The 14,214-nt window shown below is 56.3% G+C and carries 14 protein-coding genes; 10 read left to right on the plus strand and 4 right to left on the minus strand.

What is annotated here, in order from left to right; all coding sequences use genetic code 11:
* Window positions 1–150 precede the first annotated feature (150 nt).
* Window positions 151–1,047, plus strand: coding sequence for an RNA polymerase sigma factor RpoH (rpoH, locus tag ACRBB0_RS23935; RefSeq protein ID WP_431377000.1), 897 nt, complete (start codon window positions 151–153; stop codon window positions 1,045–1,047).
* Window positions 1,048–1,177: 130 nt separating this feature from the next.
* Complete coding sequence (locus ACRBB0_RS23940; RefSeq protein ID WP_431377001.1) at window positions 1,178–2,167, plus strand: Gfo/Idh/MocA family protein; 990 nt, start codon at window positions 1,178–1,180, stop codon at window positions 2,165–2,167.
* A gap of 64 nt (window positions 2,168–2,231) precedes the next feature.
* Here ACRBB0_RS23940 and ACRBB0_RS23945 read toward each other — a convergent pair whose 3' ends face one another.
* Complete coding sequence (locus tag ACRBB0_RS23945; RefSeq protein WP_431377002.1) at window positions 2,232–3,200, minus strand: NADPH:quinone oxidoreductase family protein; 969 nt, start codon at window positions 3,198–3,200, stop codon at window positions 2,232–2,234.
* Window positions 3,201–3,490: 290 nt separating this feature from the next.
* On the opposite strand from ACRBB0_RS23945, the gene ACRBB0_RS23950 reads away from it, so the two are divergent.
* The 4 genes from ACRBB0_RS23950 to ACRBB0_RS23965 all read left to right on the plus strand — a co-directional run bounded on the left by ACRBB0_RS23950 (window position 3,491) and on the right by ACRBB0_RS23965 (window position 6,605).
* The gene (locus tag ACRBB0_RS23950) at window positions 3,491–3,865 is read left to right on the plus strand and encodes a helix-turn-helix domain-containing protein (protein WP_431377003.1); all 375 of its coding nucleotides are present in this window, start codon (window positions 3,491–3,493) and stop codon (window positions 3,863–3,865) included.
* 59 nt (window positions 3,866–3,924) lie between these two features.
* On the plus strand, window positions 3,925–4,725 hold the full coding sequence (locus tag ACRBB0_RS23955) for an inositol monophosphatase family protein (RefSeq protein ID WP_431377004.1): 801 nt from the start codon (window positions 3,925–3,927) through the stop codon (window positions 4,723–4,725).
* A gap of 77 nt (window positions 4,726–4,802) precedes the next feature.
* The gene (locus tag ACRBB0_RS23960; RefSeq protein ID WP_431377005.1) at window positions 4,803–6,143 is read left to right on the plus strand and encodes an 8-oxoguanine deaminase; all 1,341 of its coding nucleotides are present in this window, start codon (window positions 4,803–4,805) and stop codon (window positions 6,141–6,143) included.
* 30 nt (window positions 6,144–6,173) lie between these two features.
* The gene (locus tag ACRBB0_RS23965) at window positions 6,174–6,605 is read left to right on the plus strand and encodes a CAP domain-containing protein (protein ID WP_431377006.1); all 432 of its coding nucleotides are present in this window, start codon (window positions 6,174–6,176) and stop codon (window positions 6,603–6,605) included.
* Between the two features lie 15 nt (window positions 6,606–6,620).
* On the opposite strand, the gene guaD is transcribed toward ACRBB0_RS23965, so the two are convergent.
* The gene (gene guaD, locus ACRBB0_RS23970) at window positions 6,621–7,910 is read right to left on the minus strand and encodes a guanine deaminase (protein WP_431377007.1); all 1,290 of its coding nucleotides are present in this window, start codon (window positions 7,908–7,910) and stop codon (window positions 6,621–6,623) included.
* A gap of 135 nt (window positions 7,911–8,045) precedes the next feature.
* On the opposite strand from guaD, the gene mgtE reads away from it, so the two are divergent.
* Window positions 8,046–9,431 carry a magnesium transporter gene (gene mgtE, locus ACRBB0_RS23975; protein WP_431377008.1) on the plus strand — a complete coding sequence of 462 codons (1,386 nt, stop codon included), beginning with the start codon at window positions 8,046–8,048 and terminating at the stop codon, window positions 9,429–9,431.
* A gap of 9 nt (window positions 9,432–9,440) precedes the next feature.
* Window positions 9,441–9,998: a 5-formyltetrahydrofolate cyclo-ligase gene (locus ACRBB0_RS23980; protein ID WP_431377009.1), complete on the plus strand. Its 558-nt coding sequence runs from the start codon at window positions 9,441–9,443 to the stop codon at window positions 9,996–9,998.
* Window positions 9,999–10,008: 10 nt separating this feature from the next.
* Here the strand turns inward: ACRBB0_RS23980 and ACRBB0_RS23985 are convergent, their stop codons facing one another.
* Both ACRBB0_RS23985 and purD read right to left on the minus strand, forming a co-directional pair.
* Complete coding sequence (locus ACRBB0_RS23985; protein WP_431377010.1) at window positions 10,009–10,581, minus strand: hypothetical protein; 573 nt, start codon at window positions 10,579–10,581, stop codon at window positions 10,009–10,011.
* Window positions 10,574–11,839 carry a phosphoribosylamine--glycine ligase gene (gene purD / locus ACRBB0_RS23990; protein WP_431377011.1) on the minus strand — a complete coding sequence of 422 codons (1,266 nt, stop codon included), beginning with the start codon at window positions 11,837–11,839 and terminating at the stop codon, window positions 10,574–10,576. Before purD ends, ACRBB0_RS23985 begins: the two co-directional genes overlap by 8 nt.
* A gap of 70 nt (window positions 11,840–11,909) precedes the next feature.
* On the opposite strand from purD, the gene ACRBB0_RS23995 reads away from it, so the two are divergent.
* Window positions 11,910–12,500, plus strand: a complete 591-nt coding sequence (locus tag ACRBB0_RS23995; protein ID WP_431377012.1) for a hypothetical protein — start codon at window positions 11,910–11,912, stop codon at window positions 12,498–12,500.
* Between the two features lie 82 nt (window positions 12,501–12,582).
* Window positions 12,583–14,133 (plus strand): exodeoxyribonuclease VII large subunit, encoded by a 1,551-nt coding sequence (xseA, locus tag ACRBB0_RS24000; RefSeq protein WP_431377013.1) that lies wholly within the window; start codon window positions 12,583–12,585, stop codon window positions 14,131–14,133.
* The last annotated feature ends 81 nt before the right edge of the window (window positions 14,134–14,214 follow it).

Here is a 14,214-nt window from a genome sequence, read left to right on the forward strand (position 1 = left end):
TGTGCGTGAATGCACAGAGTTTGGCCTTACAACGACCAAAAGTTGATCTATCTGGGTATCAATCTTTTAGAGGCGCAGGGCTTGAAAGCTATGTTAGCGCTGCCTATCTGGATGTTAACAGTCGTAACATTGATTGGAGGAACAGGGACAATGAGCAATTACGCAAACCTTCCAGCCCCAACGCCTGAAGGCGGGCTGAACCGCTATTTACAAGAGATCCGCAAGTTTCCCTTGCTGGAACCTGAAGATGAGTTCATGGCCGCCAAGGCCTGGGTTGAAAAAGAAGACAGCCGCGCCGCGCATAAGTTGGTGACAAGCCATCTGCGTTTGGCCGCCAAGATTGCGATGGGATATCGCGGTTACGGATTGCCGCAGGCCGAAGTGATTTCGGAGGCCAATGTTGGTCTGATGCAAGCGGTGAAACGCTTTGACCCCGATAAGGGCTTCCGCCTGTCGACCTATGCGATGTGGTGGATCCGCGCTAGCATTCAGGAGTATATCCTGCGTTCGTGGTCTTTGGTGAAAATGGGCACGACATCTGCGCAAAAGAAGCTGTTCTTTAATCTGCGCAAAGCCAAGAGCCGGATCGGTGCCTTGGAAGAGGGCGATCTGCGCCCGGAACATGTGGAGAAAATCGCCACTGATCTGGGGGTGACAGAGCAAGAGGTTGTGTCGATGAACCGGCGGATGTCGGGCGGGGATGCGTCGTTGAACGCCACCGTCGGGTCCGAAGGTGAAGGCACCATGCAGTGGCAGGATTGGCTCGAAGACGAAGATGCGGATCAGGCCGGTGACTATGCTGAGCGCAATGAACTTGATGCACGCCGGGCATTGTTGGCGGAATCGATGGATGTGCTTAACGACCGCGAGAAAGACATTCTGACTCAGCGCCGTTTGGCCGAGAGCGCAGTGACGCTTGAAGAGCTGTCGGGGCAATATGATGTGAGCCGCGAGCGTATTCGCCAGATCGAAGTGCGCGCTTTTGAAAAGTTGCAAAAGCGTATGCGCGAGCTGGCACGTGAGCAAGGGATGCTGACGCAGGCCTGATCTTTTAAGTTCCTCCCTGGCAGAGGCCTCTTTGTGCAAGCGCGCAAAGGGGCCTTTGTTTTTGGGGAGTGCTCGTTTAGTTTCGGCGCTAACATTTTCGGCAGTCGACATAAAGCGAGGGGGATTTGAGATGGCACATGTGCGCTGGGGGATTTTAGGGGCAGCAAAGTTTGCGCGCGAGCATATGGGGCCTGCGATTCATGCGGCGAGGCGTGGGCAATTGGTGGCTTTGGCGACGTCATCGCCAGAGAAGGCCAATCCTTTTGCTGAATTCGCGCCGGGGCTCGTTGTGCATGAGAGTTACGAGGCGTTGATCTCGGATGATGGGGTTGATGCGGTCTATATTCCGCTGCCCAATCATTTGCATGTGGAATGGGCGCTCAAGGCGTTGGAGGCGGGCAAACATGTCTTGGTGGAGAAACCACTGGCAATGAGTGCGCCGGAGTTTGATGCTGTTATTGCCAAGCGTGATGAGACGGGGCTGATGGCGGCAGAGGCCTATATGATTGTGCATCACCCGCAATGGCAGCGCGCCAAGGCGCTGTATGAAGCCGGTGCGATTGGCAAGTTGATGCGGGTCAATGGCGCGTTTTCCTATGACAATGCGGCGGATGTCGGCAATGTGCGCAATGACCCAAGTAAGGGCGGCGGGGCCATTCCCGATATTGGTGTCTATATATATGGTGCGGCGCGGTTTGTGAGCGGCGAGGAGCCCAGTGCCGTTTTGAGCACCGAGATCCGGCGTGAAAACGGGGTGGATGTGTGGAGCCATATGACAGCGCAATTCCCATCCTTTCATTACACTGGGATTGTGTCGATGCGCATGGCCCCGTGGCAGGAGATGGTCTTCCACGGAGATCGCGGAGTTATGCGCCTGACGGCACCGTTTAATGCCAATTTATATGGTGAAGCACGGATTGAGCTGCAGGTGGTCGGAGAAGAGGGGCTTGAAGTGCAAATGATGCGTTATCCGGCCGACAATCATTATGTTCATCAGGTTGAGGCGTTTAATGCATCGGTTCTGGAGGGGGCGGAGTATGCCTGCCCCTTGGAGTTTAGCCGGGGCACGCAAGAGATGATTGATATGGTTTGGGCTGCGGAAAAGGGCGGAGCGCGCTGAAGTGCGCCCCGGCTGCGCGCCCTTTGGGCGGCAGCGGCCCCCCCTCCAGACCGCGCCCATGTGGTTAGAGGTCGGCGATTTGGATGACGACTTTGCCGGTGGATTTGCGTGATCGCAGCAATTCCAACCCTGTCGCCGTCTCTTCGAGAGGAAGCACGTTGCTGACATGGGGCTTGATCTTGCCCTCGCTGTGCCAGGCCATGAGTTGGCTCAGAGAGTTGGTGAGGACTTCGGGCCGGAAAGACAGGTAGCCGCCCCAATACAGACCGAGCACGGAGATGTTTTTAACCAAGAGGTGGTTCGCCTTGATCTGCGGCACGTCGCCGGAGGCAAATCCGATGGTGAGAATGCGGGCCTCTGGGTTGCAAGAGCGGAAAGCGGCGGTGAACTGATCGCCACCGACGGGATCATAGACAACATCGGCACCACCAAGGGCTTTCATTTCGGCGCGAATGTCTTGTGTGGACGCGTCGATCAGGTGATCGGCTCCGGCGTTTTTGGCGGCTTGCAGTTTGTCGGCCCCGCGCGCGCAGGCGACCACCCGTGCACCCATAAGTTTACCAATCTCGACGGCCGTCAGCCCGACACCGCCGGCTGCACCAAGAACAAGGAGGGTTTCGCCCGGTTGCAGGCGGGCGCGATGATCAAGCGCGACATGTGAGGTGCCATAAGCGATTTGCAGGGCCGCCGCGTCGGTCCAACCCATCGAATCAGGAAGTTTCACCGCGCGATTCGCATCGAAGCATCCATACTCCGCGAGCCCGCCCTGACCGCCGAAAACCGCAACACGGTTACCTAACGTAAAGCCTGAGACCTCTGAGCCGACCGCAGTGACAACACCCGAAACTTCCATCCCCAAAGTGAAAGGAAGGGGCGGTGTTTCTTGGTAAGTGCCTTTGACCATGAGAAGATCGGCGAAATTCAGCCCGCAGGCGGCGATTTGCAAACACAACTGTTGGGGATTGGGCTCGGGTGTATCACAATCGGTAATTGCGGGAAGGGATTCGTGTGAAGTGAGTCGATAGGCGCGCATGTGTCTCTCCGATGTCTGGGCGCATGAGTGCCTTTTCCGGTTGGGCCTGTCAAACGGGCCCGGCTGCTATCTGTGTGGTTGTGTGAAGAGTTCGATAACGGGAGATTTGCAACTTTGTGTTGATTTGAGTGCAATTTTACCATCTTAAAGGCTGTGTACATCTTGATCTTAACCTCATTTTTGCTGTAGCACGTCATGTTATGAAGCGCACAGGTTCGGGTTGAGTAGTACTAAGGCGCATGGCGCGTCTTATTCGGCCCGCCCACGAAACAAAGAACGGGAAACTTAGAATGGCGCATCCGGTAGATGTACATGTTGGCAAACGAATTCGTCACCGCCGCTGGCTGGTGGGGATGACACAGCAACAGTTGGCAGAAAAAGTTGGGATCAAGTTCCAACAAATCCAGAAATATGAAACCGGGGCAAACCGCGTTAGCGCGTCTCGCCTTTGGGACATCGCTGATGCGCTGGAAGTCAAAGTCAGTTTCTTCTTTGAAGGGATCGAAACCGAGGGTGCAGAGGCGTCGCAAACGTCTGACAGCGTTCCGGCAGATATCCTTGGCGATAAAGAGGCGCTTGACTTGGTGCGTTCTTACTACGCGATCCCTGAAAACCAGCGTCGCCGTCTGTTCGAATTGGCACGGGTTCTGTCCGACGTCGCTTGAGCTAGGCGTGCCCCTGCGGTAGCACGGCACGGTGGTATCACCGGACCGGAGGGCGCGACATGGTTTCACCTGAGCTAGGAAATGAGCTGATCTCGACCGCAGAGGCGCTTGCCGATGCGGCGAGATTGGCTATTTTGCCGTTTTTTCGGTCAGCTGGATTGCACGCAGACAATAAGCTTTCATCCGGGTTTGACCCTGTGACCGAAGCTGACCGTGCCGCTGAGCGCGCGATGCGTGACGTCTTGGCCAAACACCGTCCGATGGATGCGATTTTAGGCGAAGAATATGGCCATCAGCAAGGCGCTAGCGGGCTGACTTGGGTTTTGGACCCGATTGATGGCACCCGCGGCTTTCTGTCCGGCACGCCGACTTGGGGCGTGCTGATTGCTGTCTCGGATGAAACCGGGCCCATTGTTGGCGTGGTTGATCAGCCCTATATTGGTGAACGTTTTGTCGGTGGGTTTGGTCGGGCAGATTGGACTGGGCCACATGGTGGTGGCCCGCTGATGACCAAGGATACGCAAGTGCTTGAAGACGCGATCCTTTTTACGACCTTTCCAGAAGTGGGGAGCGCTGAGGAAGGCAAGGCGTTTCACAACGTGGCCAAGCAAGTCAAGCTGGTTCGATACGGGATGGATTGCTATGCATATGCGCTTTTGGCGGCTGGGCAGATTGATTTGGTCATCGAAGCGGGGCTTAATGCATATGATATCCAAGGGCCAATTGGCATCATAGAAGCGGCCGGTGGCATTGTTACGGATTGGCAAGGCGGCGCGGCGCATGAGGGTGGCCAGGTGATTGCCGCCGCTAACAAAGATATTCACGCTAAGGTCTTGGCAATTTTGCAGTTGCAGGATTAAACTCACTTTCGGTTGACGTGTCCTTCCCTTTTCTGGCGTCACCGATTTTCGACACACCGAAAAGGGCGGAGATCGTGATGAAGGAAACTCTCATCCGCAACGCCCACACTATCCTGACCGTGGATGATTCGGGCCGCGAAGAAACCCAGTGTGACATCCGGTTGAACGGGGGTGTCATTGCTGAAATAGGCCGGCATTTACAAAGTGATGGCGTGATCATTGATGCGTCCGACTGCGTCGTGACCCCCGGTTTGGTCAATACCCACCATCATTTGTATCAGACCTTGACCCGCGCCGTGCCCGGCGGGCAGGACGCGCTTTTGTTTGGCTGGTTGAAAACGCTTTACCCGATTTGGGAAGGCTTCGGCCCGCAAGAAATGTTCACCTCTGCGCAAATTGGGCTGGCTGAGCTGATGCTTTCTGGCTGTAGCATGAGCTCGGATCATCTTTACCTGTATCCAAATGGATCACGTCTTGAGGATACGATTTTTGCGGCGCAAGAGCTGGGAATCCGGTTTCATCCAACCCGCGGCGCGATGAGTATCGGCGAAAGCGCTGGTGGATTGCCCCCTGACAGTTTGGTCGAAAATGAAGCGGCCATTTTGAACGACTGCATCCGAGTGATCGACGGGTTCCATGACCCGTCCGAGGGGGCGATGGTGCGGGTCGGGGTGGCTCCGTGTTCGCCGTTTTCGGTCAGTCGGGAATTGATGCGCGACGCTGCGCTCTTGGCACGGGACAAAGGTGTCATGATGCACACCCATCTGGCCGAAAATGATGAAGATATCGCTTATAGCTTGGCGCAATTTGGCTGTCGGCCCGGTCAATACGCCGAAGAGCTTGGGTGGACCGGTGACGATGTTTGGCACGCCCATTGTGTGAAGCTTGACGGGCAAGAGATTGATCTGTTTGCCAAAACGGGAACGGGCGTCGCGCATTGTCCATGCTCAAATTGCCGTCTTGGCTCCGGTATCGCGCCGGTCCGAGCGATGCGAGATGCGGGTGTGACGGTTGGCCTGGGCGTTGATGGTTCCGCGAGCAATGATGCGGGTAACTTGGTGCTTGAAGCGCGGCAAAGCATGCTTTTGCAAAGGGTGTCACGCGGGGCCGACGCGATGAGCGCACGCGAGGCGCTGCGCATTGCAACGCGCGGCGGGGCGGCGGTTTTGGGCCGGTCTGATTGTGGGCAAATCGCCGTTGGCAAAAGGGCGGATATTGCGCTTTGGGATGTCACCGGGGTCGAGAGTGCGGGAAGTTGGGACCCTGCTGCTCTTTTGTTGGCCGGGCCGACACAGGTTAAACATCTGTTGGTCGAGGGGCGGCAGGTGGTGCGCGATGGACACGTCACCGGGATTGACCTTGAGAAGGCTATTGTTAAACAGAATCAGCTAGCACAGGCTTTGGTTGAGCAGTTGTAGCTTTGGTCGAAACCAGAACGGAGATTTTCGATGTTGCGCATTGTCATGATTTTGATGTTGGTGGCCGGGCTTGGCCAAACCGCAACGGCGCAACAGGCGCGGCAAATGCTCAATGGCATGCGGGCTGAGCAAGGGCTTGGGGCGGTCAAACCATCTGCTCGGCTTGAGCAGGCTGCGATGGCGCATGCGATGGATATGTCGCGCAATGGGTTTTTCGCTCATAAAGGCTCGGATGGGTCAAACGTGATGAAGCGTGTCCGACGCACAGGTTATGGACCCTGTGTTGTGGCTGAAAACATTGGCAAAGGTCAGCCCAGCCTGACCGCAATCATGGGTGCCTGGGCGGCGTCGCCCAGCCATCGCAAAAATATGCTTAACCAGCGGGTGACGGAATATGGGCTGGTCAAGGCCCCCGGAAACTATTGGGTCATGGTTTTGGGAAAGCCTGGTTGCCGCGGGTGATGTTTTCGCCGCTGGCTAAACTCGTTTTTCTCCAGCAACATAGGTCGCGTTGATCGCACGATCATCTCCCATCATGATTGTCGGGAACACGGCCTCCCAAATGTCGCGCGCACGCGCACTGCGTTGCGCAATTGCTGGGGTCGAGGCCAGATCAAGTACGATGAAATCGGCCTCCATTCCGGCCCCGAGATTGCCGATACGATTTTGCTGATGCAAAGCGCGGGCAGATCCCGCCGTGGCCAGCCAGATCAACTCAGCCGCATGCAAAGGATTGCCGCGCAGTTGGCCGATCTCGTAGGCGGCAGCCATGCTGCGCAACATCGAAAAAGATGAGCCTCCGCCAGTGTCAGTTGCCAACCCTATGTTGTGCCCGCCGGATTTGAGACCAGCCATGTCGAAAAGACCAGATCCGATAAAGGTGTTGGACGTCGGGCAGTGAACCAAAGAAGCCCCAACGTCAGCGAGTTTGTCCTTTTCGCGGGGTTCTAAATGGATTGCATGACCGTAGAGCCCTTTTTCGCCAAGTAATCCAAAGGCTTGGTAGGTGTCTAGATAGTCTCGGGCCTGTGGGTAAAGACCAAGGACCCATTCGATTTCATCGGTTTGTTCGCTCAGATGCGTTTGCATCATGCAATCAGGATTTTCGGCCCATAAAGACCCAAGCGCCTCAAGCTGTTCGGGTGTTGACGTCGGGGAAAACCGCGGTGTGATCACATATGAGGCGCGGCCCTTGTCATGCCAATGCGTTAACAATCGACGGCTGTCATCATAGGCGCTTTGGGCGGTGTCGCGAAGACCATCGGGGGCGTTGCGGTCCATGCAGGTTTTCCCGGCCAGCACCCGCATGTTTCGCTCGGCCGCCGCGGCAAAAAACGCATCAACGGATTCGGGGTGGATTGTGCAAAAAGAGCAAACCGTAGTGGTCCCATTGGCAAGCAGAAAGTCCAGGTATTGCCCTGCGATTTCATCGGCATAGGCGCGATCTTTGAACCGCATTTCCTCGGGGAACGTGTAGCTGTTGAGCCAATCGATCAACCGCTTGCCCCAACTGGCAATGATCCCGGTTTGCGGATAATGCGCGTGGGCATCGACAAATCCGGCGACAATCAGGCCATCGCCATGATCAACGGTTTGCGCCCAAGGATAGGCCGCCCGTAGGTCTGCCGAAGGGCCGACGGCGTGAATAATGCCGTTCTCGACCAAAATACCGCCGCGCGTTTCATGGCGTGCTGCGCCCAATCCATCGACAAAGGGATCGCCGTCAAAGCAAAGGGTTTGGCCGAGATGCAGGCAAGTATTGGTCATGGTCGCTCCTGGTTTGCGCTCAAAGACTATGCGCGCCAGCGACAAAGGTAAATTGCCGCAGGACCTTAGCGCAAGCACCCTGTTCCCCCGCCGCGGCATGTCCTAAAGTCAGGCCAAGACTATTCGGAGGTGCCCATGTCGACTGAAATCCAAAAACAGGTGGCTGAATCCGATGGGGAATATGCGTTAGATCGCAAGGATGTCGCGCGGGTTTTATATGCGGTTGATCGCGAAGACCGCGAGGCGCTTTTGGCGCTGATGGAACCTTTGCATGCGGCTGATATTGCTGACCTTTTGGAGCAAATCAACGCGTTTGATCGGATGCGGCTTGTACGCCTTTACGATCAAGAGTTCGACGGTGAAATCCTGTCGGAGCTTGACGAGGCGATCCGCGAAGACGTTATCGGGATTTTGCACCCGCAGGTGCTTGCCGAAGCGGTGCGTGATCTGGAATCTGACGATGTGGTTGATCTTCTTGAAGATCTTGATGAGCCACATCACGAGACCATCCTTGGGGCTTTGGAAGATAGTGACCGGGCCGCGGTCGAACAATCACTGACCTACCCGGATTTTTCGGCCGGGCGGTTGATGCAGCGCGAAGTTGTGATGGCCCCCGAGCATTGGAATGTCGGTGAAGCCATTGATTATTTAAGAAATAATGAGGACTTGCCGGAGCAATTCTATCATGTGGTGTTGGTCGATCCGCGCCTGCGCCCGATTGGAAATATCTCGCTTGGTCGGTTGATGTCGTCGCGCCGCGAAGTGTTGATGAAGTCGATTGTCGAAGAGACCTTTCAAACCATTCCGGTGATGCAGGACGAAGGGGAAGTGGCCTATGCGTTTAACCAGTATCACCTGATTTCGGCCCCGGTTGTCGATGAAAATGAACGATTGGTTGGTGTGATCACAATCGACGACGCAATGGCGGTTTTGGACGAAGAAAACGAAGAAGACATTTTGCGATTGGCCGGGGTTCAAGAGGAAAGCAGCCTGTCGGATCGGGTTATCGACACGACCAAACGGCGGTTTCCGTGGTTGGCTGTTAACCTTGTGACTTCGGTTTTGGCATCCTTGGTGATTGCGCAATTTGAAGACGCCATTGGGCAATTGGTGGCTTTGGCCGTGTTGATGCCGATTGTGGCATCTATGGGCGGCAACGCGGGAACCCAGTCGTTAACTGTCGCTGTGCGCGCTTTGGCGACCAAAGATTTAACCGGTGCGAACCTGTGGCGCGTGGTGCGGCGTGAAGTGTCGGTGGGTGCGGTCAACGGGGTGATTTTTGCGGTGATTATGGGCATCGTCGGGGTGGTCTGGTTCGGATCCCCGGCGTTGGGCGCGGTGATCGCCGCCGCAATGGTGATCAATCTGGTCGTTGCCGGACTTGCCGGGATCGCCATTCCTGTGGTTCTTGAAAAAGCGGGGGTCGATCCGGCTCTGGCGTCGGGGGCATTTGTGACCACTGTGACCGATGTCGTCGGGTTCTTTGCCTTTTTGGGTTTGGCGGTTTTGGTTTTATTATAAGGACTTAGGATGACGTTAGAGGAACGAAAAGCCGAAGCCAGAAAAGAGGCATTTGCCCTAAGAAAGGCGGCGTTTGACACGCGGCCACCCGGTGCGGCGGGGCATCTAAGCAGCGTCTTGGCGGGTTTTCGTGGCGTGCCGTTATCAGGGTATATGCCGATCCGAACCGAGATTAACCCGCTGTCTGCGATGGCCGAAGCCGCAGCGCATGGCCCGGTTGGCGTGCCTGTGATCACGGCGGCAGGGCAGCCGTTGACCTTTGCACTTTGGGAGCCTGAATGTGAGATGCAAGACGGCGCGTTTGGGGCTCAGATTCCGGCGGACTTGGTCTTTTTTGAGCCAGAGATCGTGATTGTGCCTTTGGTCGCCTTTACCCGGACGGGGGGGCGTTTGGGTTATGGCGGTGGTTTTTATGATAGAACGCTGGAAGGGTTGCGCAGGAAGCGCCCGACATTGGCGATCGGGTTTGCATTTTCTGCTCAAGAGGCCGAAAGTTTACCGCTTGAAGCCACGGATCAACCGCTTGACATGATTGTCACACAGGACGGGGTGTTCCAGATCTCGTAGCGGTCTGAGCTTAGGCTTTGTCGTCAGATTTCATCAGCACTGTTTGAAAATGTTTGACCGATACGGATGGGAGACTGCGCCAAGGTTTATTGGCCTGAACCACAAAGAAACCCAAAGCAAGCAGAAACAGAACCGGCACAGCCACGGCCGTCATACGCTCTGACGTGACGCCGGTTGCGACCATCGCGATTACTAGGCCGAAAGCTGTGGCGATACTGATCAAACCGACCAGAAACATGGCCCATTGTGCGCCCTTTCTCGTGCCCAAACGCACTGGGATATCCGGGTTTTGGGCCGCTAGGATTTGGACAATGCTGGTACACAAAGCCAAATGCGTCGTCCTGTCGGGGTCATTCGCATCGGCTTTGGCACCAATATTGAGCGCGATTTGGGTGGTCTGGTCGGCCGAGGTCATCTCAAGTTCGGTGAAGTGGCTGTCGCCATAATGGCGATCTGCCCAACGCAGTGCGATGACGGTGGTCAGGTCACAATCGCCATTCGGCCCCGTCAGGGTGTGACCGGACAGTTGCCAGTCAGTGACCCCGCGCAAAGGGGCCGGGCGAAAGGAAAAGACCTTAGTCAAGGGCGCGCCAGCCAATGTCACGGCGCACGAAACCGTTTGGCCAGTCTACGGCGTCGACAAGTCCATAGGCACGATCGCGGGCCTCTTGGAGTGTTGCACCACGCGCTGTCGCATTGAGAACGCGGCCACCAACGGCCAGGATTTTTCCAGCCTCAGGGGCGGTTCCGGCGTGAAACATCATGTTGAAACTGTCGCTCGACAACCCGTCCAGGCCTTTGATCTCGGTGCCTTTTTCATAAGACCCAGGGTATCCGTCTGCGGCCATGACCACGGTCATAGCGTGATCATCGGCCCAAGTTACTTTGGCGTCTTGCAAACGGCCTTCGGCGCATGCCTGCATCAGGTCAAAGGCCTGAGCGCCCAAGCGCAGCATCAAGACCTGACATTCAGGGTCACCAAAACGTACGTTATATTCGACCAAACGCGGTTGACCGTTTTCGATCATCAGACCGACATATAAAACGCCTTGGTAAGGGGCCCCACGTTTGACCATTTCGGCCATGGTCGGGCGCACGATCTCGTCCAACGCCTTTTGGGTGACTGCATCATCCATGATCGGGGCCGGGGAATAGGCACCCATGCCGCCGGTATTTGGGCCGGTATCGCCTTCGCCGACCCGCTTGTGGTCTTGGGCGGTGCCGATGGGCAAGCAGGTTTCGCCGTCAACCAGAACAAAGAAGGAGGCTTCTTCGCCGGTCATAAATTCTTCGATCACCACTTCGGCACCAGCGGATCCAAAGCTGCCACCAAACATGTCGTCAATTGCGGCTTCGGCTTCGGCGACGGTTTCGGCGATGATCACACCTTTGCCTGCCGCCAGACCATCGGCTTTGACTACGGTGGGCGCACCGGTTTCGCGCACATGGGCTTTGGCCGCTTCGGCATCAGTGAAATGGCCATAAGCGGCGGTCGGCGCGTTGGCCGCGTCACAGATTTCTTTGGTGAAACTTTTGGAAGCTTCGAGCCGGGCGGCTGCGGCAGAGGGGCCAAATACCGAGATGCCCGCTTCGCGAAGACGGTCTGCAACACCAGCGGCCAGCGGGGCCTCGGGGCCGATGATGACCATGTCTATGGCGTTTTCGCTGACAAATTCGGCAACGGCTCCGCCGTCATTGATATCAAAACTGGCACATTCCGCGATCAAAGCGATCCCGGCATTGCCGGGCGCAACGATCAGTTTGTCGCATTTGGGGTTTTGCAAGGTTGCCCATGCCAGTGCGTGCTCGCGCCCGCCGCTTCCGAGAATAAGGATGTTCATCGCATGGTCCCCTTGGTATCCGTTGGGGGCGGTCTAATGGGCGCAGGTAAAAACGGCAAGAGATACAGGTATGAATGGTTCTCTAAGTGACCCAGACCTATGGTCGCGAATTTCTGAATATCAGTTTTCGCCAGCTGGACCCTGTGACAGTTTCGAAGCCCATCTTTGCAACGTGTTAGATTATGAACCTGATGACATCTCTCAGATGCTCTTCGAATACCGGCGGTTTGCGTATCTACACCTGATTGCTCCTAGGGACGTCCTGCCGTCTTCTTTTGTGGATGAGGTTTGGCTTCAGCACTCCCTGATGGATCACAATGAGTGGAATCAGATTTGCATAGACGCTATTGGACAAAAATTACATTATTCACTCCACGAAAATCCAACTTCAGAGTCCATGAAATATCAAAAAACGTTGGAGTTGTACCAACGTGAGTTTGGACAAAATCCGCCCGATCGAATCTGGTTTCTTGTTGAGAGAGGTCCGCCGTTTTTATTGGCAGCCTGTGTTTGTTTCGGGCTTACGTGCGTCGCGGTGGTCAGCCAAAACTATTGGTTGTTTGGTGTTAGCTTTCTGGCGATGGTCGTTATCATTGGGGTGAATGCGCGTCGGTTGCTCGCCACGCCGCGCATTCCCAACAAGAGATCCAACTGGGGGTAAGGTGGCGTATTCAAAGCGAAGACGTCTGGAACCCAAAGAAAGAACAGCATAGATTGCAGACAATTTAACGATCGAGACGCACATGGATCTTTTCGACGACGGCCCCGAAGAGGCCACGGATAACGCCCCGGAATTCACGGTTTCTGAACTGTCGGGCGCGGTCAAACGCACGATTGAGGGCGAGTTTTCCTTTGTTCGGGTGCGTGGCGAAGTCGGACGGGTCAGCCGGCCGCGATCGGGGCATGTTTATCTCGATCTCAAGGACGACAAATCGGTCATTTCCGGGATCATGTGGAAGGGCGTGGCCTCACGTCAACAGACCCAACCCGAAGAGGGCATGGAAGTCATCGCCACAGGCAAAATGACCACCTTTCCCGGTCAGTCCAAGTACCAGATCATCCTGGAAGAGATCCGTCCGGCAGGGGCCGGGGCCTTGATGGCGATGCTGGAAAAGCGCAAGGCGCAGTTGCAAGCCGAAGGATTGTTTGAGCCTGGGCGAAAGAAGAAACTTCCATATCTGCCGGAAATCATTGGCGTTGTAACATCGCCGTCTGGGGCGGTGATTCGGGATATTTTGCATAGGCTGCGCGATCGGTTCCCGCGCAAAGTACTGGTTTGGCCGGTGGCTGTGCAGGGGGCGAAATGTGCGCCTGAAGTGGTCCGCGCCATCGAAGGATTTAATCGCATGACGCCGGGCGGGGCGATGCCGAGGCCCGATTTGTTGATCGTGGCGCGGGGTGGTGGCTCAGTTGAGGATCTGTGGGGGTTCAACGAAGAGGCGGTCGCGCGGGCGGCGGCGGCATCGGATATTCCGTTGATTTCAGCCGTGGGACACGAAACCGACACGACGCTGATTGATTTTGTTTCGGACATGCGTGCGCCGACGCCGACTGCTGCTGCAGAATTGGCGGTGCCGGTGCGAATGGAGCTTTTGGCCGGGCTGCGCGACTTTGATGCGCGGATGACGCGCGCCGTTGAGCAAAGGCTGGAACTGCGCGGTCAGCGGTTGCGCGATGTGGCGCGGGCTTTGCCTCGGGCGGAGACCTTGTTGGAAGGGCCGAGGCAACGGCTTGATATTCAAGGAGATAAACTTCCGCGCGCCTTGCGGCAGTTGGTGGATCGGCAACGCTTGCGCCTATCGGAAAGCGCTGGAAGCCTCAGGCCTGTTGTTTTGACACGGGCGATTTCAGTTGAGAAATCGCGGCTGATAGATCGGGCGGCACGGCTGGCTCCGGCATTGAGCCGATTGGTTGAGACACGGCGTGAGGCCTTGGCACAACGGGGCAGCCGGTTATCTGCGCGACCGATAACGCGCGAAATTGCCGCACAAGGTGATCGCTTGAACGAGCTGTCACGGCGATTGCATGAGACGCAGCGCAGCCGGGTGAGCGACGCGCGGGCGCGGTTGGATGCGCTTGATCGGTTGCGGGAAACTTTGGGGTACAAAGAAACGCTGCGACGCGGCTATGCGGTGGTGCATGGCGACGGGCATGTGGTGACAAGCAAGGCGGCAGCCGAAGCGGCGTCGGGCCTGGAGATTGAATTTGCCGATGGGAAAATGCGTCTAGGTGGCACAGCAACCCCCAGAAAAGCCCCGAAAAAACCCAAACCAGAGCAAGGCAGCCTGTTTTAACGCCGCATCCCAATAGCTATCCATTTGAAAGGCTTTCTTTTTGTTCTGCGCTCGCATAGGCTTTGCTGCGTTGCTGCATCG

Source organism: Pelagimonas sp., assembly GCF_050633425.1.
Taxonomy (GTDB): Bacteria; Pseudomonadota; Alphaproteobacteria; order Rhodobacterales; family Rhodobacteraceae; genus Pelagimonas.